General features: G+C 71.0%; 21 protein-coding genes. 6 read left to right on the top strand and 15 right to left on the bottom strand.

Annotation, left to right across the window (positions count from 1 at the left end; translation table 11 throughout):
- Positions 1 to 58 precede the first annotated feature (58 nt).
- From C9J49_RS09795 to def, 6 genes are all read right to left on the bottom strand, one after another.
- Entirely contained in the window at positions 59 to 1,537 is a 1,479-nt protein-coding gene (locus tag C9J49_RS09795) for a TrkH family potassium uptake protein (RefSeq protein ID WP_186810066.1), read from the bottom strand.
- Between the two features lie 111 nt (positions 1,538 to 1,648).
- Entirely contained in the window at positions 1,649 to 3,022 is a 1,374-nt protein-coding gene (gene trkA / locus C9J49_RS09790; protein ID WP_035593961.1) for a Trk system potassium transporter TrkA, read from the bottom strand.
- Positions 3,023 to 3,129: 107 nt separating this feature from the next.
- Positions 3,130 to 3,333, bottom strand: coding sequence for a dodecin (locus C9J49_RS09785; RefSeq protein ID WP_035593959.1), 204 nt, complete (start codon positions 3,331 to 3,333; stop codon positions 3,130 to 3,132).
- A gap of 74 nt (positions 3,334 to 3,407) precedes the next feature.
- Positions 3,408 to 4,748, bottom strand: a complete 1,341-nt coding sequence (gene rsmB, locus C9J49_RS09780; protein ID WP_107181383.1) for a 16S rRNA (cytosine(967)-C(5))-methyltransferase RsmB — start codon at positions 4,746 to 4,748, stop codon at positions 3,408 to 3,410.
- A complete protein-coding gene (fmt, locus tag C9J49_RS09775; RefSeq protein ID WP_107181382.1) occupies positions 4,745 to 5,737 on the bottom strand; it encodes a methionyl-tRNA formyltransferase in 993 nt (330 codons plus the stop codon). Before fmt ends, rsmB begins: the two co-directional genes overlap by 4 nt.
- A 117-nt stretch (positions 5,738 to 5,854) precedes the next feature.
- Positions 5,855 to 6,367 carry a peptide deformylase gene (gene def / locus C9J49_RS09770; RefSeq protein WP_046079543.1) on the bottom strand — a complete coding sequence of 171 codons (513 nt, stop codon included), beginning with the start codon at positions 6,365 to 6,367 and terminating at the stop codon, positions 5,855 to 5,857.
- A 164-nt stretch (positions 6,368 to 6,531) separates the two neighbouring features.
- On the opposite strand from def, the gene C9J49_RS09765 reads away from it, so the two are divergent.
- The 5 genes from C9J49_RS09765 to aroE are packed head-to-tail and all read left to right on the top strand — an operon-like array spanning position 6,532 to position 11,132.
- On the top strand, positions 6,532 to 7,620 hold the full coding sequence (locus C9J49_RS09765; RefSeq protein WP_052719365.1) for a LysM peptidoglycan-binding domain-containing protein: 1,089 nt from the start codon (positions 6,532 to 6,534) through the stop codon (positions 7,618 to 7,620).
- A 9-nt stretch (positions 7,621 to 7,629) separates the two neighbouring features.
- Entirely contained in the window at positions 7,630 to 8,748 is a 1,119-nt protein-coding gene (gene dprA, locus C9J49_RS09760; protein ID WP_107181381.1) for a DNA-processing protein DprA, read from the top strand.
- Positions 8,749 to 8,785: 37 nt separating this feature from the next.
- Entirely contained in the window at positions 8,786 to 9,355 is a 570-nt protein-coding gene (locus C9J49_RS09755) for an L-threonylcarbamoyladenylate synthase (protein WP_046079541.1), read from the top strand.
- A gap of 32 nt (positions 9,356 to 9,387) precedes the next feature.
- On the top strand, positions 9,388 to 10,323 hold the full coding sequence (gene hemF / locus C9J49_RS09750; RefSeq protein ID WP_046079540.1) for an oxygen-dependent coproporphyrinogen oxidase: 936 nt from the start codon (positions 9,388 to 9,390) through the stop codon (positions 10,321 to 10,323).
- Positions 10,320 to 11,132 carry a shikimate dehydrogenase gene (gene aroE / locus C9J49_RS09745; protein ID WP_107181380.1) on the top strand — a complete coding sequence of 271 codons (813 nt, stop codon included), beginning with the start codon at positions 10,320 to 10,322 and terminating at the stop codon, positions 11,130 to 11,132. The genes hemF and aroE overlap by 4 nt, the downstream gene beginning before the upstream one ends.
- A 124-nt stretch (positions 11,133 to 11,256) precedes the next feature.
- Here the strand turns inward: aroE and C9J49_RS09740 are convergent, their stop codons facing one another.
- Complete coding sequence (locus tag C9J49_RS09740; protein WP_107181379.1) at positions 11,257 to 12,048, bottom strand: M48 family metallopeptidase; 792 nt, start codon at positions 12,046 to 12,048, stop codon at positions 11,257 to 11,259.
- 118 nt (positions 12,049 to 12,166) lie between these two features.
- On the opposite strand from C9J49_RS09740, the gene C9J49_RS09735 reads away from it, so the two are divergent.
- Positions 12,167 to 13,051 (top strand): ATP-binding protein, encoded by an 885-nt coding sequence (locus tag C9J49_RS09735; RefSeq protein WP_107181378.1) that lies wholly within the window; start codon positions 12,167 to 12,169, stop codon positions 13,049 to 13,051.
- Here the strand turns inward: C9J49_RS09735 and C9J49_RS09730 are convergent.
- The 8 genes from C9J49_RS09730 to pilW form a co-directional block, all read right to left on the bottom strand.
- Positions 13,039 to 13,671, bottom strand: coding sequence for a hypothetical protein (locus C9J49_RS09730; RefSeq protein ID WP_107181377.1), 633 nt, complete (start codon positions 13,669 to 13,671; stop codon positions 13,039 to 13,041). The two genes, C9J49_RS09735 and C9J49_RS09730, sit on opposite strands and share 13 nt — an antisense overlap.
- A gap of 152 nt (positions 13,672 to 13,823) precedes the next feature.
- Positions 13,824 to 15,227 carry a ribosome biogenesis GTPase Der gene (der, locus tag C9J49_RS09725; RefSeq protein WP_046079535.1) on the bottom strand — a complete coding sequence of 468 codons (1,404 nt, stop codon included), beginning with the start codon at positions 15,225 to 15,227 and terminating at the stop codon, positions 13,824 to 13,826.
- Positions 15,224 to 16,372: an outer membrane protein assembly factor BamB gene (bamB, locus tag C9J49_RS09720; RefSeq protein ID WP_107181376.1), complete on the bottom strand. Its 1,149-nt coding sequence runs from the start codon at positions 16,370 to 16,372 to the stop codon at positions 15,224 to 15,226. Before bamB ends, der begins: the two co-directional genes overlap by 4 nt.
- Positions 16,369 to 17,025, bottom strand: a complete 657-nt coding sequence (locus C9J49_RS09715) for a tetratricopeptide repeat protein (RefSeq protein WP_035593932.1) — start codon at positions 17,023 to 17,025, stop codon at positions 16,369 to 16,371. The genes bamB and C9J49_RS09715 overlap by 4 nt, the downstream gene beginning before the upstream one ends.
- A gap of 28 nt (positions 17,026 to 17,053) precedes the next feature.
- The gene (gene hisS, locus C9J49_RS09710) at positions 17,054 to 18,343 is read right to left on the bottom strand and encodes a histidine--tRNA ligase (RefSeq protein WP_082090913.1); all 1,290 of its coding nucleotides are present in this window, start codon (positions 18,341 to 18,343) and stop codon (positions 17,054 to 17,056) included.
- A gap of 23 nt (positions 18,344 to 18,366) precedes the next feature.
- Positions 18,367 to 19,482: a flavodoxin-dependent (E)-4-hydroxy-3-methylbut-2-enyl-diphosphate synthase gene (gene ispG, locus C9J49_RS09705; RefSeq protein ID WP_046079533.1), complete on the bottom strand. Its 1,116-nt coding sequence runs from the start codon at positions 19,480 to 19,482 to the stop codon at positions 18,367 to 18,369.
- Between the two features lie 8 nt (positions 19,483 to 19,490).
- Positions 19,491 to 20,495 (bottom strand): RodZ domain-containing protein, encoded by a 1,005-nt coding sequence (locus C9J49_RS09700; RefSeq protein WP_107181375.1) that lies wholly within the window; start codon positions 20,493 to 20,495, stop codon positions 19,491 to 19,493.
- Between the two features lie 27 nt (positions 20,496 to 20,522).
- The gene (gene pilW / locus C9J49_RS09695; RefSeq protein ID WP_035593924.1) at positions 20,523 to 21,242 is read right to left on the bottom strand and encodes a type IV pilus biogenesis/stability protein PilW; all 720 of its coding nucleotides are present in this window, start codon (positions 21,240 to 21,242) and stop codon (positions 20,523 to 20,525) included.
- Positions 21,243 to 21,340: the final 98 nt, after the last annotated feature.

Genomic DNA, 21,340 nt, shown 5'->3' with positions numbered 1-21,340 from the left:
TGGAAGGTCGGGGGGAAGCGCTGATGGATGTCGAGCGCCGCCATGAATCCGCGTTTCCCTACTTGCGCCAGAACATCGGCGTGAACAGCACCAGCACCGTGAGGATCTCCAGCCGGCCCATCAGCATGCCGACGCACAACAGCCACTTGGCGGCGTCGGGCAGGGGGCCGAAGTTGCCCGCCGGGCCGATGATCTCGCCGAGGCCGGGGCCGACGTTGGCGACCGCGGTGACCGCGCCGGACAGGGCGGTGACCAGGTCCAGGCCCAGCAGCGACAGCCCCAGCGCCAGCCCGGCGATGGTCAGGAAGAAGAAGAACGAGAAGGCGATGACGCCGCGGGTCACGTCGTCGGTCAGCGGGTGGCCGTTGTAGCGGGCCGAGAAGACGCCGTTGGCGTGCACCAGGAAGCGAAGCTGGTTGCGCAGCAGGATGGACGCGACCTGGAAGCGGAACACCTTCATGCCGCCGCTGGTGGAACCGCTGCAGCCGCCGATGAAGCTCAGGTAGAAGAAGGCCACCGCCGCCAGGCTGCCCCAGGCGGTGTAGTCGTCGCCGGCATAGCCGGTGGTGGTGACCACCGAGACGACGTTGAAGGTCACCTGGGTGAGGGCCTCGAAGGCGTCACGGCCCTGCCAGATGCGCCAGGCGGTGAGCAGCAGGATGACCAGCGCCAGCAGGCCCAGCAGGCCGCGTACCTGCTGGTCCTGCCACAGTGCCATGCGGGCGCCGCGCAGCACCCGGATGTAGATCACGAAGGGCAGGGCGCCACCGAGCATGAACAGGCTGCCCATCCACATCAGGTGGGGCCGGTCGGCGTAGGCGCCGAAGGAGGCATCCGAGTTGGCGAAGCCCCCGGTGGCCACGGAGGTCATGGCGTGGACGATGGCGTCCAGTGGCAGCATGCCGCCGAGCCAGTAGCTTGCCACCGCGGCCAGGGTCATGCCGCAGTAGATCACCAGGGTGGCCTTGGCGATGCCACCGGTGCGGGGCATCACCTTGTCGGACCAGTCCGACGACTCGGTATGGAACAGCCGCATGCCGCCGACCTTGAGGAACGGCAGGATGGCGATGCCCATCACGATGATGCCGACCCCGCCCAGCCACTGCATCAGGCCTCGCCACAGTTTGAGGCCGTCGGAGAGGTCGTCGATGTCGCTCAGCACGGTGGAGCCGGTGGTGGTGATCCCCGAGACCGACTCGAACACCGCGTTGGAGAACGACAGCTGGGTGGCGCCCAGCACCAGCGGCAGGCTGGCGAAGCCGCTGATCGACACCCAGCTCAGCGAGGTCAGCACGAACATCTGCCAGGGCTTGAAGCTGACCTCCACGCGCAGGGTCGAGAGCAGCACCGTGGCCGAGGCGCCGAGCATGATCAGGATCGACAGGCCGAACGCCGTGGCGTCCACGTCGCCCTCCAGCAGCAGCACCAGCCAGGGCACCAGCATGAAGGCCGCCAGCACCAGCCACAGCAGGGCCAGCACCTTGAACACCGGTGCCCAGTGGCGGGTGCGCTGGATGGCCGCCCGCTTCACCAGCAGGCTCACGGGCGCGTCTCCGCGGCGTGGACCCGCGGGCGGCGAACGGCGTCATCGAACGGTGGCAGGTGTGTCATGCGGATTCCCTCGCGTGAAGGCCGGCGGCGCTCGGCATCAGAAGAAGGTCAGGCCGACCTGGAACAGCCGCTCCACGTCGCGGATGCGGCGCTTGTCGATGACGAACAGAATGATGTGATCCCCGGACTGGATGACCACGTCGTCGTGGGCGATCAGCACGTCCTTGCCGCGCACCACGGCACCGATGGTGGTGCCCCGGGGGAGGTCGATCTCGCCAATGGCACGGCCGACCACCTTGGACGACTGCTGGTCGCCGTGGGCGATGGCCTCGATGGCCTCGGCGGCGCCGCGGCGCAGCGAGTGCACGTTGACGATGTCGCCGCGACGCACGTGGGTCAGCAGGCTGCCGATGGTGGCCTGCTGCGGCGAGATGGCAATGTCGATCTCGCCGCCCTGGACCAGGTCGACGTAGGCGGCGTTGTTGATCAGGGTGAGGACCTTCTTGGCGCCCATGCGCTTGGCCAGCATCGACGACATGATGTTGACCTCGTCGTCGTTGGTCAGCGCGCAGAAGATATCGCAGTCCTCGATGTTCTCTTCCTCCAGCAGGCGCTTGCTGGTGGCGCTGCCGTGGAGCACCACGGTGCGGTCGAGGCGCTCGGAGAGCTGGGTGCAGCGCTCGAGGCTGTGCTCGACGATCTTCACCTGGTGGCTGTGCTCGAGGTGCTCGGCGAGGCGCTCGCCGATGTTGCCGCCGCCGGCGATGATCACCCGGCGGAAGTCGCGCTCGAGGCGACGCAGCTCGCTCATCACCGCGCGGATGTCGCGGCGGTCGGCGATGAAGAACACCTCGTCGTCGGCCTCGATGACGGTGTCGCCGCGGGGGATGATCGGCCGGTTGCGGCGATAGATGGCCGCCACCCGGGTGTCCACGCTGGGCATGTGGCGGCGCAGGAAGCCGAGCTCCTGGCCGACCAGCGGGCCGCCGTAGAAGGCCTTCACCGCCACCAGCTGGACCTGGCCCCCGGCGAATTCCAGCACCTGCAGGGCGCCGGGGTGCTCGATCAACCGGCGGATATGGTCGGTGACCACCTGCTCGGGGCTGATCAGCACGTCGATGGGCACCGCCTCGTGGGCGAACAGGCCCTTGCGGGTCAGGTAGGCGGTGGCGCGGACGCGGGCGATCTTGGTCGGCGTGCGGAACAGCGTGTAGGCGACCTGACAGGCGATCATGTTCACCTCGTCGGAGTTGGTCACCGCGATCAGCATGTCGGCGTCTTCGCAGCCCGCCTGGCGCAGCACCATCGGATAGGAGCCGGCGCCGGTCACGGTGCGGATATCGAGCCGGGTATGAAGCTCGCGGAGCTTCTTGGCATCGGTGTCCACCACCGTGATCTCGTTCTCTTCGTGCGCCAGGTGTTCGGCCAGGGTTCCGCCGACCTGGCCGGCGCCGAGGATGATGATCTTCATCGCGTGTCACAGTCCGCAGCAAGACGGACGGCGCCGCGCGAGCGCCGTCTCTGGATGGGCGGCAAGCCTAAACCAGCCGTGGGTGGATGAACAGGGCGGAATCGCGCTCAGTCCAGGGTGAAGCCGACCTTGATCGTGACCTGCCAGTGGGCCACCCGGCCGTGCTCGATGTGGCCGCGGGTGTCGATGACCTCGAACCAGCGCATGCCGTGCAGGCTCTCCGAGGCCTTGGTCAGCGCGCCCTGGATGGCGTCCTCGATGCTGGTCTCGGAGCTGCCGGTCAGCTCGATGTGCTTGTAGGTGTGGTTCATGGTGTCGTCCTCTGGCAGCGGGGAAATGGCACGGATGCCGGCGCGGGAGGCCCGTGCCGGCATCCTCGGGCCGCTCAGTCGGCCCGCTTCCTCAGTCTGGCATAGAAGAAGCCGTCATGGCTGTCGGCGCTTGGCAGCAGCTGGCGGCCGGCCCCGGCGGGACGGCCCCAGGCCACGCCTTCCGGCGTGGTGACCTCGGCGTCCGGGGTGCGCGCCAGGAAGGCGGCGACCTGGTCGGCGTTCTCCTCCGGCAGCACCGAGCAGGTGGCGTAGAGCAGGGTGCCGCCCGGGGCCAGCAGCGGCCACAGGTTGTCGAGCAGCCGGGCCTGCAGTTCGGCCAGCTTGGCGATGTCCGAGGGGCGGCGCAGGCGCTTGATGTCCGGGTGGCGGCGGATCACGCCGCTGCCGGAACAGGGCGCGTCGAGCAGCACGGCGTCGAAGGGCGTGCCGTCCCACCAGTCGCGCCGGGTGGCGTCGCCGTGGGCCAGGTCGGCCTCCAGGCCGAGCCGCGACAGGGTGTCTTCCACCCGTGCCAGGCGGGTGTCGTCGCTGTCGATGGCCTGCAGGTCGACGTCGAACAGCTCGAGCAGATGGGCGGTCTTGCCGCCCGGCGCGCAGCAGGCGTCCAGCACCCGGGCGCCGGGGCGCGGGGCGAGCGTCGGGCCGAGCAGCTCGGCGGCCAGCTGGGCCGCCTCGTCCTGCACGCTGACCAGCCCTTCCTGGAAGCCGGGCAGCTGGCCGACGTCGCAGGGCTCGTCGAGGGTCAGGCCCTCGGGGGAGTGCAGGCACAGGCGGGCGCCGATGTCCGGGGTATCGAGCCGCGCGAGGTAGCTCTCGCGGTCGCCGTGGCGGCGATTGACGCGCAGCGTCATCGGGCCCGGCAGGTTGTTGGCCTCGCAGATCGCCCGCCAGTCGTCCGGCCAGGCCTGGCGGAAGGCCTTGAGCCACCACTTGGGATGCAGCAGCGCCACCGCCGGATCGCGATCGACCTCGGCCTGGAGCGGGCCGGCCTCGCGCTGCAGGCGGCGCAGGCAGCCGTTGAGCACCCGGGTGGCCCAGGGCTTGTTGATCAGCCGCGCGGCGCCGGCGGTCTCGCCCACCGCGGCGTGAGGCGGGATGCGCATGTAGAGCAGCTGGTAGATGCCCACCAGCAGCAGCGCCTGAACGTCGGCGTCGCGGGGCTTGAACGGCTTGTCCAGCAGCTTGCCGGCGAGTGCCTCGAGGCGGCACAGGGTGCGGCAGCTGCCGAAGCACAGCTCCTTGAACAGGCTGCGGTCCCGGGAGACGACCTGATGGTCGTCGAGATTGCTGAGCGAGCCGCGGCCGGAGATCACCGGCACCAGGGCACGGGCGGCGGCGGCGCGCACCGCCTGGCCGGTGTCGGGCGAGCGGGAGGAATGGCGCGGCTGGTTCATGCGGTGGTCTCCTGGTTCGGCCGGCCCAGGCGACTGCCGGGCGCGAATCGATCCGCGCGAGCCTTGAGCAGCTCGCGCACGTCGAGGGGCTTGCCGCCGGGCAGCTGGGCCCGGGTGACGCGAAGGACCTGATCGCCGCGCTCGCCGCAGGCGATGCGCAGGGCGTCGTCCGCTTGGGGCAGCAGGGTGCCGGGCGCGGCGCTTTCGCCGCCGGGTGTGGCTTGAGCGTCGGCCTCGGCCATCAGCAGGCGCAGGCGATCGTCGCCCATCGCGCACCAGGCCACCGGCCAGGGATTGAAGGCGTGGATGCGCGCGGCCAGGGCCTCGGCGTTCTCGCGGAAGTCCAGCTCGGCCTCGGCCTTGGACAGCTTGGCGGCATAGGTGACGCCGTCCTCGGGCTGGGGCGTGGCCGCGAGGCCGTCGCCGGCCAGCGCGTCCAGCGTCTCGACCATGGCCCGGCCGCCCTGGGCGGCCAGGGCATCGTGCAGGGCGCCGCCGGTGGTGGCGGCGGTGATCGGGGTGCGGGCGATACGCAGCATGGCGCCGGTGTCGAGCCCTTCGTCCATCTGCATGATGGTCACGCCGCTCTCGGCGTCGCCGGCCTCGATGGCGCGCTGGATGGGCGCGGCCCCGCGCCAGCGCGGCAGCAGCGAGGCGTGGACGTTGATGCAGCCGAGGCGCGGCGTGTCGAGCACCGCCTTGGGCAGGATCAGGCCGTAGGCCACCACCACCATGATGTCGGCTTCGAGGGCGGCCAGTTCCGCCTGGGCCTCGGGCGTCTTCAGCGACGCCGGCTGGTAGACTGGCAGCTCATGTGCCAGGGCCAGCGCCTTGACCGGGCTCGGGGTGAGCTTGCGGCCGCGGCCGGCGGGGCGGTCGGGCTGGGTGTAGACGGCGACGACGCGATGGGAGCTCGCCAGCAACGCCGCCAGGCTCTCGGCGGCGAAGTCGGGCGTGCCGGCGAAGATGACGCGCAGGGGTCGGGACATGGGTTCGGGGCCTTGCCGGAATGAATGCCGCCCATGATAACGGAGCCGGGCCCAAACGACGAAGGCCGGCGCCCATCCGGGCACCGGCCTTCATGTCGCGAAGGGCGTCGAGGCGGCTCAGGCCGGCTGGGTCAGCCGGTGGCGCTTCTGCATCTTCTTCATCACCCGGTCGCGCTTGAGCGGCGAGAGATAGTCGACGAACAGCACGCCCTCGAGGTGGTCGTACTCGTGCTGTATGCAGTGGGCCAGCAGGCCGTCGGCCTCGAGCTCGTAGGGCTGGCCGTCGCGATCCAGCGCCTCGAGCCGGACCTTCAGCGCCCGCGGCACCTCGGCGTAGTACTCGGGCACCGACAGGCAGCCCTCCTGCATCGGCTCGCGCTCCTCGCCGATCGGGGTGTACTCGGGGTTGATCAGCACCAGCGGCGTGCTCTGGTCCTCGCTGACGTCGATCACGATGACCCGGCGATGCACGTCCACCTGGGTGGCCGCCAGGCCGATGCCGGGTGCGGCGTACATGGTCTCGAGCATGTCGTCGACCAGCTGGCGCACCTCGTCGTCGACCGTCTCGACCGGGGCCGCCTTGGTGCGGAGCCGCTCGTCGGGGAATTCGAGAATGGGGAGTTTGGCCATGGCGTTGGTGTCACCGTTGTGCTGTCATTCGGGAAATACGACTATTCTAGAAGCCTGCGGCGAGCCGGGAAACCGCGCCTCGCGCATCGTATCGATAGCATCAGACTATACCACGATGGCGAGGTTCCCGGTGCCGCCGCGATCATCGGCCGGGGAGCAAGGGAATGAAGCAGATCGGACGCAGCGGGCTCGTGAGGCGCTGGCTGGGGACGCTGGCGCTGGGGGCGATGGCGGCCGGTGTCGTCCAGGCGCAGGGGCTGTCCTGGAATGACGGGCTGCGGGGCGACGCGCCGGATCGCTATACCGTGGTGCGGGGCGATACCCTGTGGGACATCTCCGGGCGCTTCCTGCAGCACCCCTGGCAGTGGCCCGAGGTGTGGCAGGTCAATCCCCAGATCGAGAACCCGCACCTGATCTACCCCGGCGACATCGTCACCCTCTATGACTGCGGCGGCCGGGCCTGCCTGGGGCTGGAGCGCGGCCGGGGCGTGGTGCGCCTGTCGCCCGAGGTGCGCACCGTGCCGCGGCGCGAGGCCATCGACCCGATTCCGCTGGAGTCGGTGCGCCTGTTCACCCGTGATCACCGGGTCATCACCGACCCCGAGACGCTCGCCGAGCTGGCCTACGTGGTGGGCGGCGACGATCGGCGGCTGATCAGCGGTGCCGGCGATCGCTTCTATGCCCGCGGCGAGGTGCCGGCCGGCGGTCGCGTCGGCATCTATCGCCCCGGCAAGCGCTATCTCGACGAGGCTACCGGCGAGGTACTGGGCCTCGAGCTCGAGAGTGTGGGCGAGGCCCGCCAGCTGCGCCAGGAAGACGACATCGCGGTGCTCGAGGCCACCAGGACCCGCCAGGAGATCCGCAACGACGACATCATCCTGCCGCTGGAAGACCGTGGTCTGGTCACCGAGTTCCAGCCGCGGGCGCCGGAGCGCCGGGTCGACGGCCGCATCCTGTCGGTGCCCGGCGGCGTGCGCTTCATCGGGCGGCTGCAGATGGTCGCCCTGGACCGCGGTACCCGCGACGGCCTGGCGCCCGGCCATGTGCTGACGGTGGAGCAGCGCGGTGAGCTGGTCAACGACCCGCGCACCGGCGAGATGCTGCGCCTGCCCGGCGAAGACGCCGGCCTGGTGATGGTCGTGCGGCCCTACGAGAAGATGAGCTACGGCCTGGTGATGCAGGCCTCGCGCACCCTGGCGGTGGGCGATCGCCTGCATACGCCGGGCGCAGGCCTGGACACCGCGCAGCGCTAGGCCGCGATCATGCCGACGGCCAGGGAGTGGTGGCTGCTGTCGCGCCTGCCCGGGCTCGGACCCGCGGGGCTGGCCGAACTCGCCGCCCGGGCCCCGGCCTGGCCCGAGGGCTGGCTGGCGGTGATGCCGCGCGAGGCGGCGACCGCCCTGCGGCTGTGGCTCGACCATCCCGCCAGGAGCCCGCTGACGGCCTCGCTCGATGCCGACGAGGCCTGGCTCGCCGAGGCGCCCGATCGCGTGCTGCTGCATCCCGATCATCCCGCCTGGCCGGCGCCGCTGGCCCAGATCGCCGATCCGCCGCCGGTGCTGTGGGCCTGGGGCGATCTCGGCGCGCTGGCGCCGCCGCGGCTGGCCATGGTCGGCACTCGCAAGCCGACTCGTGAGGGACTCGCCAACGCCGGCGGCTTCGCCCGGGCGCTGGCCGAGCGCGGCTGGGGCGTGGTCAGCGGCATGGCGCTGGGCATCGACGGCGCCGCCCAGCAGGCGGCGCTGGATGCCGGTGGACGCAGCGTGGCGGTGCTCGGTGGCGGGGTGGATGTGATCTACCCGGCCCGCCATCGCGCCCTGCACGAGCGGCTGCGCGAGCCGGGCGGCCTGCTGCTGTCCGAACATCCGCCCGGCACCAAGCCTCATCCCGCCTTCTTCCCGCGCCGCAATCGCATCGTCACCGGGCTGTCTCGCGGCGTGCTGGTGGTGGAAGCCGCCGAGCGCAGCGGCTCGCTGGTCAGCGCCCGGCTGGCCGGCGAGCAGGGCCGCGAGCTGTTCGCCGTGCCGGGCTCGATCCACAATCCCCAGGCGCGCGGCTGCCTGGGGCTGCTGCGCGACGGCGCGGTGCTGGTGCGCAACGTCGACGACATCCTCGCCGAGCTGCCCGCCTGGGCCGCGCCGGTGGAGGCAACGCCCGCGCGTCCCGAGGCGGACGCTGCGCCGGCGGCCTCCACGGGCAACGACGACCCGCTGCTGGCCTGGCTCAGCGACACCCCGACCCCGGTCGATGCCCTGGTGAACCTCACCGGGCTGTCGGTGGCCGACTGCCAGCGCCGGTTGCTGGCCCTCGAGCTGGAGGGACGCGCCGGCCCCGCCGCCGGCGGCTGGGTGCGCCTGCCGGCCCCCGGGGGAGCGTGGTAGAATCCCGGCCCATGTCGGACATCGCCGGAATCCCCACATGACCCTGGATCCTTCCCTCGCCGACGCCGTGGCCGCCCTGCGCGCCGGCGGCGTGATCGCCTATCCCACCGAGGCCGTCTGGGGCCTTGGCTGCGACCCTGACGACGCCACCGCCCTGACCCGGCTGCTCGCGCTCAAGCGCCGAGACCCGGCCAAGGGCGTGATCCTGGTGGCCGCCGACCTCGAGCAGCTGGCGCCCTGGCTGGAAGGGCTCGACGACGCCCGCCGGCAGGCCCTGGCCGAGCCCCGCGACACGCCGACCACCTGGCTGGTGCCGGACAACGGCCGGTCGCTGCCGCTGGTGCGTGGCGAGCACGACCGGGTGGCGCTGCGGGTCAGCGACCACCCGCTGGTCGCCGCCCTGTGCCGCGCCTTCGGCGGCCCCATCGTCTCGACCTCGGCCAACCGCGCCGGCGAGCCCTCGGCGATGAGCGCCGACGAGATCCGTGCGATCTTCGGTGACGGGCAAGATGACGAGCTCGATGCCGTGCTCGACGGCCCACTGGGCGGCCACGACCGCCCCAGCACCATCCGCGACCTGGTCACCGGCCGCGTGCTGCGCGACTGACTCCCCGCTTCACTGCCGATCAAGGAGGCCCCGTGGCCTACGCCCATCTCGACCCCGTGAAGACCTATCTGCTCGACCTCCAGGACCGGCTGTGCGAGGCGCTGGCCGCCGAGGACGGCCAGGCGACCTTCCGCGAGGACGCCTGGGAGCGCGCCGAGGGCGGCGGCGGCCGCTCGCGGGTGATCGAAGACGGCGCCGTGTTCGAGAAGGGCGGCGTCAACTTTTCCCACGTGCATGGCGCGACCCTGCCGCCCTCGGCCACCGCCGCCCGGCCCGAGCTCGCCGGCCGCGGCTTTCACGCGGTGGGCGTGTCCTGGGTGCTGCATCCGACCAATCCCCACGTGCCCACCAGCCACGGCAACGTGCGCTTCCTGATCGCCGAGAAGGAAGGCGAGGACCCGGTATGGTGGTTCGGCGGCGGCTACGACCTGACGCCCTTCTACCCGGTGCTCGAGGACGTGCGCCACTGGCACCGGGTGGCCCGCGACGCCTGCGCGCCCTTCGGCGACGACGTCTACCCGCGCTTCAAGGCCTGGTGCGACGACTACTTCTACTTGAAGCATCGCGACGAGACCCGCGGCGTCGGCGGGCTGTTCTTCGACGACCTCAACGAGGGCGGCTTCGACGACTGCTTCGCCTTCCAGCGCGCGGTCGGCGACAGTTTCCTCGACGCCTACCTGCCGATCGTGCGGCGCCGCCGCGAGACCGCCTATGGCGAGCGCGAGCGCGACTTCCAGCTCTATCGCCGCGGCCGCTACGTGGAGTTCAACCTGGTGTGGGACCGCGGGACCCTGTTCGGCCTGCAGAGCGGCGGGCGCACCGAATCGATCCTGATGTCGATGCCGCCGCTGGCGCGCTGGGAATATGCCTGGACGCCGGAAGCCGGCAGCCCCGAAGCGGACCTCTACGACAACTACCTGGCGCCCCGGGACTGGCTGGGCGAGCAGGACAAGGAGAACCCGGCATGACGGATCGCTACTGTGTCTTCGGCCACCCGATCGGCCATTCGAAGTCTCCGGCCATCCACGCCGCCTTCGCCGAGCAGACCGGCGAGACGCTCGAATACACCGCCATCGAGGCGCCGCTGGACGACTTCGCCGGCGCCTGGCGGGCCTTCGTCGAGGCGGGCGGGCGCGGCGCCAACGTCACCGTGCCGTTCAAGGAAACGGCCTACCGGCTGTGTGATGCGCTCACTCCCCGGGCCGAGCGCGCCGGGTCGGTGAACACCCTGATCCTCGAGGCCGACGGCCACACCCGGGGCGACACCACCGACGGCGCCGGCCTGGTCGGCGACCTCAAGCGCCGCTGTGTGACGCTTTCCGGGGCGCGGATTCTGGTGCTCGGCGCCGGCGGCGCGGTGCGCGGCGTGCTGGAACCGCTGCTGGCGGAAGCCCCGGCGAGCCTGCATATCGCCAACCGCACCGGCGGCAAGGCCGACGGCCTGGCCGCGGACTTCGCGGACCTGGGCCGGGTGAGCGGCGGTGGCTTCGAATCGGTGGAAGGCCCCTTCGATCTGGTGGTCAACGGCACCAGCGCCAGCCTCGGCGGCGATCTGCCGCCGCTGCCGAACGATCTGTTCGCCCCCAGCGCCACCGCCTATGACATGATGTACGGCGCCGAGCCCACGGTCTTCCTGCGCTGGGCCGCCGAGCGAGACGCGGCCACCATTGACGGCCTGGGCATGCTGGTGGGCCAGGCGGCCGAGTCCTTCTCTCTATGGCGCGGCGTACGCCCGGACGTGGAACCGGTGCTGGAGGCGCTGCGCCGGGCGCTGTAACGCCACCAGGCCGCGAACAAGAACGCCCCGAGCCATCGTCCGGCTCGGGGCGTTTTTATATGTGGCTCGATAAGGGCGTTTTACACGCTCAGGGCTGTCTATCCGCTCAGGGCTTTCTACCGGCTCAGGGCTGTCCGCAGTTCGGCGCCCGCCCGGCCTGCCGATAGCGCTGCAGCGCCTCGTTCATGTCGGACTCGAGGCCCGAGATGCGGCTGCCGTGGCTGGGGTGGGTGGACATCCACTCCGGGGGCTGGCCACCGCCGGCGTTGGCCATGTTCTGCCACAGCGCGACGCTGGCCCGCGGGTCGAAGCCGGCGTCGGCCATCAGCCGCAGGCCGATGGTGTCGGCCTCGCTCTCGTGGCGGCGCGAGAAGGGCAGTAGGATGCCGTACTGGGCGCCCATGCCCAGCGCCGCCATCACCTGCTGGCCGCCGGCGCCTTCCAGGCCGGCGGCCGAGGACAGCACCGAGAGGCCGAGGTTGGTGGCGCTCTGGGTCGAGGCGCGCTCGTTGGCGTGCTGGGCCAGCACGTGGCCGATCTCGTGGCCGATGACCGCGGCGAGCTGCTCCTGGTTCTCGGTGATCTCGAGCAACCCGGTGTTCACCCCCACGTAGCCGCCGGGCAGCGCGAAGGCGTTGGCCGAGTCGTCCTCGAAGACCCGCACCTGCCAGTTCTCCTGCTGCAGTTCGGCGGGCAGGGTGGCGACGATCTCGCGGGTCACGCACTGGGCGAGCCGATCCGGCGCGCCGCCGACGATGGGGCGTTCCTGCTGATACTGGGAGAACGCCTGGGCCCCCATCTGGTCGAGCTGGTCGTCGGACATCAGGGTCAGCTGCGAGCGTCCGGTGGGCGAGGTGGTGCAGGCGGCCAGGGCGACGCTGAGCGCGCCCACGGCGAGACAGTGAATCCAGCGCATCGGAGTCCTCCTGAGGCCGGCCGTGGCAGAGCCACTGGACGGCGAATAAGCGTTCGCCACAAGATACCCCCCACACCTGCAAGATCAACCACGAAACCTGCAAGCATGGAGGAAGTTCATGGACGAGGAATTGTCGCAGCGCCTGCTGTCGCTGCTGGCCCGGGTCGAGCCCTGGCTGCCGCCGGCCGCCGAGGCGGTCGACTGGACGCGTGACGTGGCCGCGCTGTGGGAGCGCCATGCCCTGGGCGGGCGGCTGGTGCCGGTGCCGCCGCGCGACGCCCTGGCCCTCGACGACCTGCTCGGCATCGAGCGCCAGAAGCGCCAGCTGGTCGACAATACCCGCGCCTTCCTGCGCGGTCATCCCGCCAACCACGCGCTGCTGTGGGGCGCTCGGGGCAGCGGCAAGTCGTCGCTGGTACGGGCGCTGCTCAACGGGCTGGGAGGCGAAGGGCTGCGCCTGGTGCAGGTCGACCGCCACGACCTGGGCGCGCTGCCGGCGCTGGTGGCCCAGCTGCGTCACCTGCCGCACCGCTTCGTGGTCTACTGCGACGATCTCTCCTTCGAGCAGAACGACGATGCCTACAAGGCGCTGAAGAGCGTGCTCGACGGCACCCTGACCGGCCCGCCCGAGAACGTGCTGCTCTACGCCACCTCCAACCGCCGCCACCTGCTGCCGGAGTCGATGGCCGACAACGATGCCACCCGCCTGGTCGGCGAGGAGCTCCACCACGGCGATGCGGTCGAGGAGAAGATCTCGCTGTCCGACCGCTTCGGGCTGTGGCTGGCCTTCCACCCGTTCTCCCAGAGCGCCTACCTCGAGGCCTGCGAGCACTGGACCCGGCGCCTCGGCGACGCGGACGACTGGGGCGACGAGGCGCGGGCCGAGGCGGTGCGCTACGCCACCCTGCGCGGCGGACGCAGCGGCCGGGTGGCCTGGCAGTTCGCCTGCCAGTGGATCGGTCGCCAGCGTCTCTACGACCAGGGTTCCGATCACCAAGGCTGATCGCCGATCGGGCTCAGCGTGCCGTCCTCGCCCACGGCCAGGCGGATGGTCGGCGTCAGCAGCCCCGACGGCAGCGTCATGCCCAGGCCGCTGAGATCGCCCGGCGTGATCGCCAGCTCGCTGCCCTGGGGCAGGTCGCCGGTGCGGGCCATCTGCCGGGCCAGGTCGACCAGCGGCGAGAGCTGGCTGCGATCGGCCTGGAGCAGGTCGAAGGCCAGCGGCAGGCGCAGGTCGGCGTCGTCGCCCGGGGTCAGCGCCACGTCCTGCTCATAGCGGCCGTTGACCGCCTCGAGCCCGGGCACGTCCAGGTGCCAGTCGAAGCCGTCCATCTGCACCGCGGGCAGCCCGGCGGGCAGGCCCAGGCCCAGCGCCATGGTGGCCTGTACCGGCAGGCTGCCGGTACCGAGGCTGGAGGCGATCAGCGAGCTGAGGTCGGTGGTGTCGAGGCCGGCATCCAGGGCGTAGGGGCCGATGCGGATGTTCTCGACGCCGAGCGAGGTGACGGCCAGGCGGAAGGCGAACAGGCCGGTCTGGGGCAGCGTCAGGCAGCCGCCGAGCAGCAGGGCCAGACAGCCGGGAATCAGGAAGCGCGCGCGGCGGCGCAGGGCACGAAGGAACATGGCGACTCTCGCTGACGGGAGGGGTGCCGGCGGCGACCGCCTCGGGGTGACAGACGCAGACCGCCGGCCCGAGGGCCGGCGGTCTGCGCTATCGGCGCGAGTACTATCGGCGAGATTCGCCCGCGCGTCGAGAGTCGACGGATGGCGACACGTCAGCGACGACCGCGGCGCGATTCCTTGGTGCGGTCGAGCTCGCGCTTCTTGGCCTTCTCGCGGTCGCTGGCGCCGGCCATGTGATCGTAGGGGTTCTTGCCCGAGCGGAACTCGAAGCGCATCGGCGTGCCGCGCACCTTGAGCACCTTGCGGAAGGTGTTGGTCAGGTAGCGCTTGTAGGCCTCGGACAGCGACTCGGTCTGGTTGCCGTGCACGACGATGATCGGCGGGTTGCTGCCGCCCTGGTGGGCCATGCGCAGCTTGATGCGGCGGCCGTGGATCATCGGCGCCGGATGCTGCTCCACGGCGTCGTGCAGGATGTTGGTCAGGCGGTTGGTCGACCAGTGGCTGTTGGCCGAGGCGAAGGCGCGTTCGATGGACGGGTAGAGATCGCCCACCGCGGTGCCGTGCAGCGCCGAGATGAAGTGCAGGTCGGCGTAGTCGGCGAAGCCCAGGCGGCGCTTGATCTGGGCACGCATCTTGTCCTTGGCCTCGCTCTCCAGGCCGTCCCACTTGTTGACCGCCAGCACCAGGGCGCGGCCGCTGGTCAGCACATAGTCGAGCAGGTGCAGGTCCTGTTCCACCAGCCCCGAGCGGGCGTCGAGCACCATGATGGCGACATGGCATTCCTTGATCGCCTCGAGGGTCTTGATGATCGAGAACTTCTCGGCGGTCTGGCTGACGTTCTTGCGTCGGCGCACGCCGGCGGTGTCGACCAGCACGTAGGGCTCGCCGCGCCGCTCGAAGGGGATCTCGATGGCGTCGCGGGTGGTCCCCGCCTCGTCGAAGACCACCACCCGCTCCTCGCCGAGCAGGCGGTTGACCAGCGTCGACTTGCCCACGTTGGGGCGGCCGATGACGCCGATGCGGATGCCCTTGGTGCCGGTGTCGAGCGGGATGTCGGCGTCGCGCTCGGGGAAGGGCGTGAGCACCTCGTCGATCAGCGCGGTGACGTTGCGACCGTGGGCGGCGGCGATCGGATGCGGGTCGCCGAGGCCGAGCTGCCAGAAGTCCGCCATGGCGGAGTGCTCTTCCAGGCCGTCGGTCTTGTTGACCACCAGCCAGGTCTTCTTCTGGTTGATGCGCAGGTGGTTGGCGATGGCTTCATCGGCCACGTTCAGGCCGCTGCGGCCGTCGACCAGGAACAGCACGATGTCGGCCTCGTCGATGGCCTGCAGCGACTGCTCGGCCATGGCCGCGTCGATGCCTTCCTCGTCGCCGCTGATGCCGCCGGTGTCGATCACCGTGTAGGCCTTGCCGCCGAGCGCGCCGTTGCCGTACTTGCGATCCCGGGTCAGGCCCGGGAAGTCGGCCACCAGGGCGTCGCGGGTGCGCGTCAGGCGGTTGAAGAGGGTCGACTTGCCCACGTTGGGGCGGCCGACCAGAGCGATCACGGGAGTCATGGTTGCAGTTCCAGGGCCTCGAGGCTGCCGTCGTCGGCCAGGGCGTAGATGCGCTTGCCGTCGGTGAGCGGGGCCACGCTGATGGCGTCGTCGATCTCGGTGCGGCCGACCAGGTCACCCTCGCGGGCGTCGATCAGGTGAAGGTAGCCCTCGAAGTCGCCCACCACCAGGCGGCCGTCGGCGAAGGCGGGGTCGGTCAGCTCGCGGCCCTCGAGGTCATCGAGTTCCCACAGGGTCTCGCCGTTGCCGGCGTTGAAGGCCATCACGTGACTGGCCTCGTCGACCACGAACAGGAAGTCGCCGACCATGACCGGGCTGCGATAGCTGGAGATGTCGCGGGCCCAGAGGATCTCGCCGGTAGTGGCCTGCAGGGCCGCCAGGCGGCCGTTGTAGCTGGTCACGAACAGCCGGCCGTCCTGGGTCAGCAGCGGTTGGCCAGCCAGGTCGACCAGGCGCTCGATCTCGCTGCGGCCCTGGGGCACGGCGATGCGGCGCTGCCACAGCGGCTGGCCGGCGCGGTTGTCGAGGGTGACCAGCCGGCCGTTGGCCTGGCCGGCGAAGGTCACCTGGTCGATGACCCGCGGCGTGCCGGTGCTGCGCAGGGTCAGGGCGGGGCGGTTGCCGCTGTAGACCCAGCGCTCGGCACCGCTGGCGCGGTCCAGGGCGGTCACGCTGCCGTCCACGGCCTGCACCACCAGCAGCTGGCGGTTGGCCTGGGGCGCGGCCAGCACCTCGCTGTTGACGCGGGTGCGCCACAACACCTCGCCGTCGGCCTGGTCCAGGGCCAGCACTTCGCCGTTGCGAGTGCCGAGATAGACCCGGTCGGCCACGGCGGTGAGGCCGCTGGAGGCGGCGGCATCGAGCTCGACGCGCCAGCGCGGCTCGCCGCTGTCGGCGTCGATGGCCTCGACCAGGCCGCTGTGGTCGGCGGCGAACAGCAGGTCGCCGTCCCGGGCCGGGGCCAGCGGATAGCCGCCTTGTCCCAGGCCGTCGCCGACCTGTTCTTCCCACAGGGTCTCGATGCTGGTGGTGCCCGCGGTGTCACGCAGTTCCTTGGGCGGATACTCGGGCTCCACCTGGCCGGCGCAGCCGGTCAGCAGGCCCAGCGCGGCGGTGGCGGCGATGGCGAGTGCAGTCTTGCTCATGAGGTCTCCTCGACGCCCAGATCGTCCAGTTTGAGTTGCACGCCGTAGAGCGGCTGGTCGCCGGCCTCGGAGAGGCTCAGGGCCTCCTGCCAGGCCTGGCGGGCGGCGTCGCGGTCGCCCAGTGCGAGGTGGGCGTCGCCGCGGATGTCGGCGCGCTGGGCGGCCAGCGGCGACGGCAGGTCGCCGTCGAGGGTCGCCAGGGCCGCCTCGGCGTCGTCGCCGGCCAGCTGCAGGCGCGCCAGGCGCAGCCGCGCCACGCCCTGCAGGTAGGGGCGGTCACCGTCGTCGATCAGCGCCGCCAGGGTGCCTTCGGCGGCGTCCAGGTCGCCGGCGTCTACCGCCACGCGGGCGTCCATCAGGCGCGCCAGGTCGGCGTAGAGGCTGTCGCCGTGGTCCTCGACCAGTCGCGTCGTCAGCTCGTCGATGCGCTGGCGGGCGCCGTCATCCAGGCTGTCCTGGCCGCTCAGGGTCAGCACCTGCTGGTAGGTGGCCGAGGCCGCTTCGGCCTGCCCGGTCTGGTAGTCCTGCCAGGCGTTCCAGCCGAAGACCCCGGCGGCGGCGATCGCCGCGCCGGCGATCAGCGAGGTGCCGTTTTCCTTCCACCAGCGCTTGATCGCTTCGACCTGCTCTTCTTCCGTTCTCATCTCCGCCACGGGCGGTCTCCTTGTCTGTCCTAGAGCGTCAGGCGTCGCCTGCCAGCAGGGAGGCGAGGGTATCGGCGAGGGCGTCCTGGTCGAGACGTTGCTGTTCGCGGTCCTCGCGCAGGAACTTGAGCGTCACGGCGTTCTCGGCCAGCTCGTCCTCGCCCAGCAGCAGGGCCAGGCGGGCACCGCTCTTGTCGGCCTTCTTGATGCGGCTCTTGAAGCTGCCGCCGCCGCAGTGCAGCTGCACGCCGAGCTCGGGCCGCGCCTCGCGCAGGCGCTCGCCGAGCAGCAGGGCGGCCGACTCGGTGGCCTCGCTCATCGGCAGCAGGTAGACGTCCAGGTCGCCGCGGGCCTCGTCGGGAACGAGATCCAGGGTGTCGAGCAGCAGGATCAGGCGCTCGATGCCCATGGCGAAGCCGACCGCCGGCACGGCCTTGCCGCCGAGCTGCTCGACGAGGCCGTCGTAGCGGCCGCCGGCACACACCGTGCCCTGGCTGCCCAGCGCGGTGGTGGTCCACTCGAAGACGGTGCGCGAGTAGTAGTCCAGGCCGCGTACCAGCCGCGGGTTGACCACGTAGGCGATGCCGGCGGCGTCGAGCATGGCGGTCAGGCGCTCGAAGTGTTCCTTCGACTCGGCGTCCAGGTGGTCCATGAGCCGCGGCGCGTCGGCCAGCATCGGGGCCATGTCCGGGTTCTTGGAGTCGAGGATGCGCAGCGGGTTGGTCTCGAGCCGGCGGCGGGAGTCCTCGTCGAGCACGTCCAGGTGCTGCTGGAAGTAGCTCACCAGGGTGTCGCGGTAGGCGGCGCGCGCCTCCGGCGAGCCCAGGGAGTTGAGCTCCAGGGTGACGTGCTCGAACAGGCCGAGCTGCTTCCACAGCCGCGCCGAGAGCAGGATCAGCTCGGCGTCGATGTCCGGGCCCTCGAGGCCGAAGGTCTCCACGCCGACCTGGTGGAACTGCCGGTAGCGACCCTTCTGCGGGCGCTCGTGGCGGAACATCGGGCCCTGGTACCACAGCCGCTGGGTCTGGTTGTGCAGCAGGCCGTGTTCCATGGCGGCGCGCACGCAGCTCGCGGTGCCCTCGGGACGCAGCGTCAGGCTGTCGCCGTTGCGGTCCTCGAAGGTGTACATCTCCTTCTCGACGATGTCGGTGACCTCGCCGATGGAGCGCTTGAACAGCGCGGTCTGCTCGACGATGGGGGTGCGGATCTCGTCATAGCCGTAGCGGCTCATGAGGGTGCGCACCTGGCCCTCGAAGTACTGCCACAGCGGGGACTGCTCCGGCAGCAGGTCGTTCATGCCACGAATGGCCTGGATCTTCTTGCTCAATGCTGGCTCCTTGTCGGCACGCCTCAGGCGTCCCGGGCGATGACATCCTGCTCGGCTTGCTCTTTCTCGCGGACCTTGTCGCGGATCATCCGCTCGAGGTCGTCGACCAGGTGGTCGTTGCGCAGCTTGCTGGCGGGCTTGCCGTCGATGTAGACGAGGTTGGCGGGGCTGCCGCCGGTCAGGCCGATGTCGCTTTCCTTGGCCTCGCCCGGGCCGTTGACGACGCAGCCGATGACCGAGACGTCGAGCGGCGTGAGCACGTCGTCGAGGCGCTCCTCGAGTTCGTTCATGGTGCCGATGACGTCGAAGTTCTGGCGCGAGCAGCTCGGGCAGGCGACGAAGTTGATGCCCTTGGCCCGCAGGCGCAGGCTCTTGAGCATGTCGAAACCGACCTTGATCTCCTCGACCGGATCGGCCGCCAGCGACACGCGGATGGTGTCGCCGATGCCGTCCATCAACAGCATGCCGAGCCCGATGGAGGACTTGACGGTGCCCGAACGCAGCCCGCCGGCCTCGGTGATGCCGAGGTGCAGCGGCTGCTCGATGCGGCCGGCGAGGTCGCGATAGGCGGCCACGGCCATGAACACGTCGGAGGCCTTGACGCTGACCTTGAAGTCGGGGAAGTCGAGGCGCTCGAGGTGGTCGATGTGACGCATCGCGGACTCGACCAGCGCGGCCGGGGTCGGCTCGCCGTACTTCTTCTGCAGGTCCTTCTCCAGCGAACCGGCGTTGACGCCGATGCGGATCGGGATGCCGTTGTCGCGGGCGGCGCTGACCACGGCCTGGACGCGGTCCTCGCGGCCGATGTTGCCGGGGTTGATGCGCAGGCAGTCGACGCCGAGCTCGGCGACGCGCAGGGCGATGCGGTAGTCGAAGTGGATGTCCGCGACCAGCGGCACCTCGACCTCGCGCTTGATGCGGCCGAAGGCCTCGGCGGCGTCCATGGTCGGCACCGAGACGCGCACGATGTCGGCGCCTGCCGCCTCCAGCTGGCGGATCTGCGCCACGGTGGCCGCCACGTCGAGCGTGTCGGTGTTGGTCATGCTCTGGACGGAGATGGGGGCGCCGCCGCCGACCGGCACCTTGCCGACATGGATGCGGCGTGACTGGCGACGGGTGATGGGCGATGTAGCGTGCATGGTCGGACTCATTCTCCCAGAGTGAAACGGGCGACGTTGTTGGCGCCGGTGCGCGTGGTCAGGTCCACGGGCTCGCCGCGCCAGCTCAGCTCGACGCCGGTGGCGTTGCCCACGGTCAGGCGGAAGGGCGGCTCGCCCTCGACGGTGGCCGTGGTGCCGGGCTGCTGGAGGCCGACGAAGACGCGTGCGTCGGTGGCGTCGAAGATCTCGGTCCAGGACTGCTCGTTGAAGGTCAGCTCCAGTATCCGGGGATCGGCAGCCGGCTCGGCGGCGGTCTCTGTGTCGGTGTCGCTGCCGTCGTCGGCCTCGTCGGCGGCGACGCTGTCGTCGCCCGCGGCGTCGGTATCCGCATCGGCGATGGTCGTCTCGTCGCCGTCGGCGGTCGCGTCCTCGGTCGGCTCGCCCGTGCTGTCGGCGGCGTCGGTGTCGGCGTCAGGCTCGGCCGCGGCTTCCTCAGCGCGGGTGGCGGCGACTTCCTGGGTCCAGTCGCCGGTGCGCTCGTCGCTCGGGGCCTCGCCGCCCTCGGTGATGGTGGTGCCGTCAAGGCTGTCCACCGCCACCGGGGCGTTGTCGCCGGGAGTGGGCGGCTCGCTGCCGCCGCGGCTCTGCCACCACATCAGGGTCAGGCCGACCATGCCGGCGATGACCAGCAGGGTAGCCAGGCGGAACAGCCAGGCGCCGAGCTTCGAGGGCGGCTTGTTGACCACGTGGACCGGGGTCACCTTGCTTTCCTGCTCCTCGCCGCCGCTGTGGGCCCGGTAGGCGGCCAGCACCGGCGCCGGGTCGATGCCCAGCAGGTTGGCGTAGCTGCGCAGGTAGCCGCGACGGTAGGTGGCGATCGGCACCTCTTCGTAGTCGTCGCGTTCCAGGCCGTCGATCACCGCCGGCCGCAGATTCAGGGCCTCGGCGACCTCGTCGCGGGACAGCGCCTGGGCTTCGCGCTGGCGGCGCAGCAGCTCGCCGGGCGAGGCCTGGGGGGCGGCGTCGGGCTCCGAATAAGGGTTGTCGCTCATGCGTGCATCCTTCATGAAAAAACGGCGTCAGGGCGCCTCGACGGCGGCCGTGGAGCGTTCGCCCCGGGCGCGTGACAGCTCCTCGGACAGCTGCCGCGCCGCGGGCGTGGGGCCGGCCAGGCGCCGGTAGCGCTGCAGCTGCTGCTCGGCGACCGCGTAGCGCCCCTGGTCGACTTCGAGCTGGGCCAGGCGCAGGTAGCTGTCCGCGCGACGCGGGTCGATGCTCTGGGCACGCTGCAGGCTGTGGCGCGCGGCCTCGATGTCGCCGAGGCGCCGCTGACACTGGCCCAGGTTGGTGAACAGCTGGGCGCGATTGGCATATTGGGTATCGGCGGCGGCCTGCTCGAGCTGATGACAGGCCTCGCGGATGCGCCCCTGATCATACAGGAAGGCGGCATAGTTGTTGCGTGCCCGGGTCAGGTCGGGGGCGGCGTCGATGGCCTGCTGGAAGGTCTCGTCGGCGAGCGCGTCCTCGCCCTGGCGTTGATAGACGATGGCCATGGCCTGCAGCGCCTCGGGGGCGTCGTCGTCGATCTCCAGGGCGCGGTCCAGGGCCGAGAGCGCGCGAGGCAGGTTGTTGCGCTCCAGGTAGGCGGTGCCGAGCCGGGTATAGGCGGCCACGGGGTCGCCGGTGTCCGCTGCGGGCGGCGCCACGTCGGACCGGGTGGCGCAGCCGGTCAGCCAGAGAACGCTCGCCAGGACGACGGTGACGGATAACAGTCGGGAACCGTGCGGGCGGCGTGTCATGGCATCCTCGCTGGGCGGCGGCATGGGGCCGCGCGACCGTGGGTAAAAAAGGCCCGACCATCAAAGCGTCGTGCCCGGTTGAAGTCAAGGCGCCCCCG

The organism is Halomonas sp. SL1 (genome assembly GCF_003030865.2).
GTDB lineage: Bacteria > Pseudomonadota > Gammaproteobacteria > Pseudomonadales > Halomonadaceae > Halomonas > Halomonas halophila.
This window is presented reverse-complemented; position numbering and strand designations above follow the sequence as displayed.

Coding starts and splice junctions, on each gene's coding strand:
- dprA (WP_107181381.1), top strand. CDS start 7,630: ATGCCGACGGCCAGGGAGTGGTGGCTGCTGTCGCGCCTGCCCGGGCTC.
- C9J49_RS09785 (WP_035593959.1), bottom strand. CDS start 3,333: ATGAACCACACCTACAAGCACATCGAGCTGACCGGCAGCTCCGAGACC.
- fmt (WP_107181382.1), bottom strand. CDS start 5,737: ATGTCCCGACCCCTGCGCGTCATCTTCGCCGGCACGCCCGACTTCGCC.
- def (WP_046079543.1), bottom strand. CDS start 6,367: ATGGCCAAACTCCCCATTCTCGAATTCCCCGACGAGCGGCTCCGCACC.
- aroE (WP_107181380.1), top strand. CDS start 10,320: ATGACGGATCGCTACTGTGTCTTCGGCCACCCGATCGGCCATTCGAAG.
- C9J49_RS09700 (WP_107181375.1), bottom strand. CDS start 20,495: ATGAGCGACAACCCTTATTCGGAGCCCGACGCCGCCCCCCAGGCCTCG.
- C9J49_RS09735 (WP_107181378.1), top strand. CDS start 12,167: ATGGACGAGGAATTGTCGCAGCGCCTGCTGTCGCTGCTGGCCCGGGTC.
- bamB (WP_107181376.1), bottom strand. CDS start 16,372: ATGAGCAAGACTGCACTCGCCATCGCCGCCACCGCCGCGCTGGGCCTG.
- der (WP_046079535.1), bottom strand. CDS start 15,227: ATGACTCCCGTGATCGCTCTGGTCGGCCGCCCCAACGTGGGCAAGTCG.
- ispG (WP_046079533.1), bottom strand. CDS start 19,482: ATGCACGCTACATCGCCCATCACCCGTCGCCAGTCACGCCGCATCCAT.
- trkA (WP_035593961.1), bottom strand. CDS start 3,022: ATGAAGATCATCATCCTCGGCGCCGGCCAGGTCGGCGGAACCCTGGCC.
- C9J49_RS09740 (WP_107181379.1), bottom strand. CDS start 12,048: ATGCGCTGGATTCACTGTCTCGCCGTGGGCGCGCTCAGCGTCGCCCTG.
- C9J49_RS09765 (WP_052719365.1), top strand. CDS start 6,532: ATGAAGCAGATCGGACGCAGCGGGCTCGTGAGGCGCTGGCTGGGGACG.
- pilW (WP_035593924.1), bottom strand. CDS start 21,242: ATGACACGCCGCCCGCACGGTTCCCGACTGTTATCCGTCACCGTCGTC.
- C9J49_RS09755 (WP_046079541.1), top strand. CDS start 8,786: ATGACCCTGGATCCTTCCCTCGCCGACGCCGTGGCCGCCCTGCGCGCC.
- rsmB (WP_107181383.1), bottom strand. CDS start 4,748: ATGAACCAGCCGCGCCATTCCTCCCGCTCGCCCGACACCGGCCAGGCG.
- C9J49_RS09730 (WP_107181377.1), bottom strand. CDS start 13,671: ATGTTCCTTCGTGCCCTGCGCCGCCGCGCGCGCTTCCTGATTCCCGGC.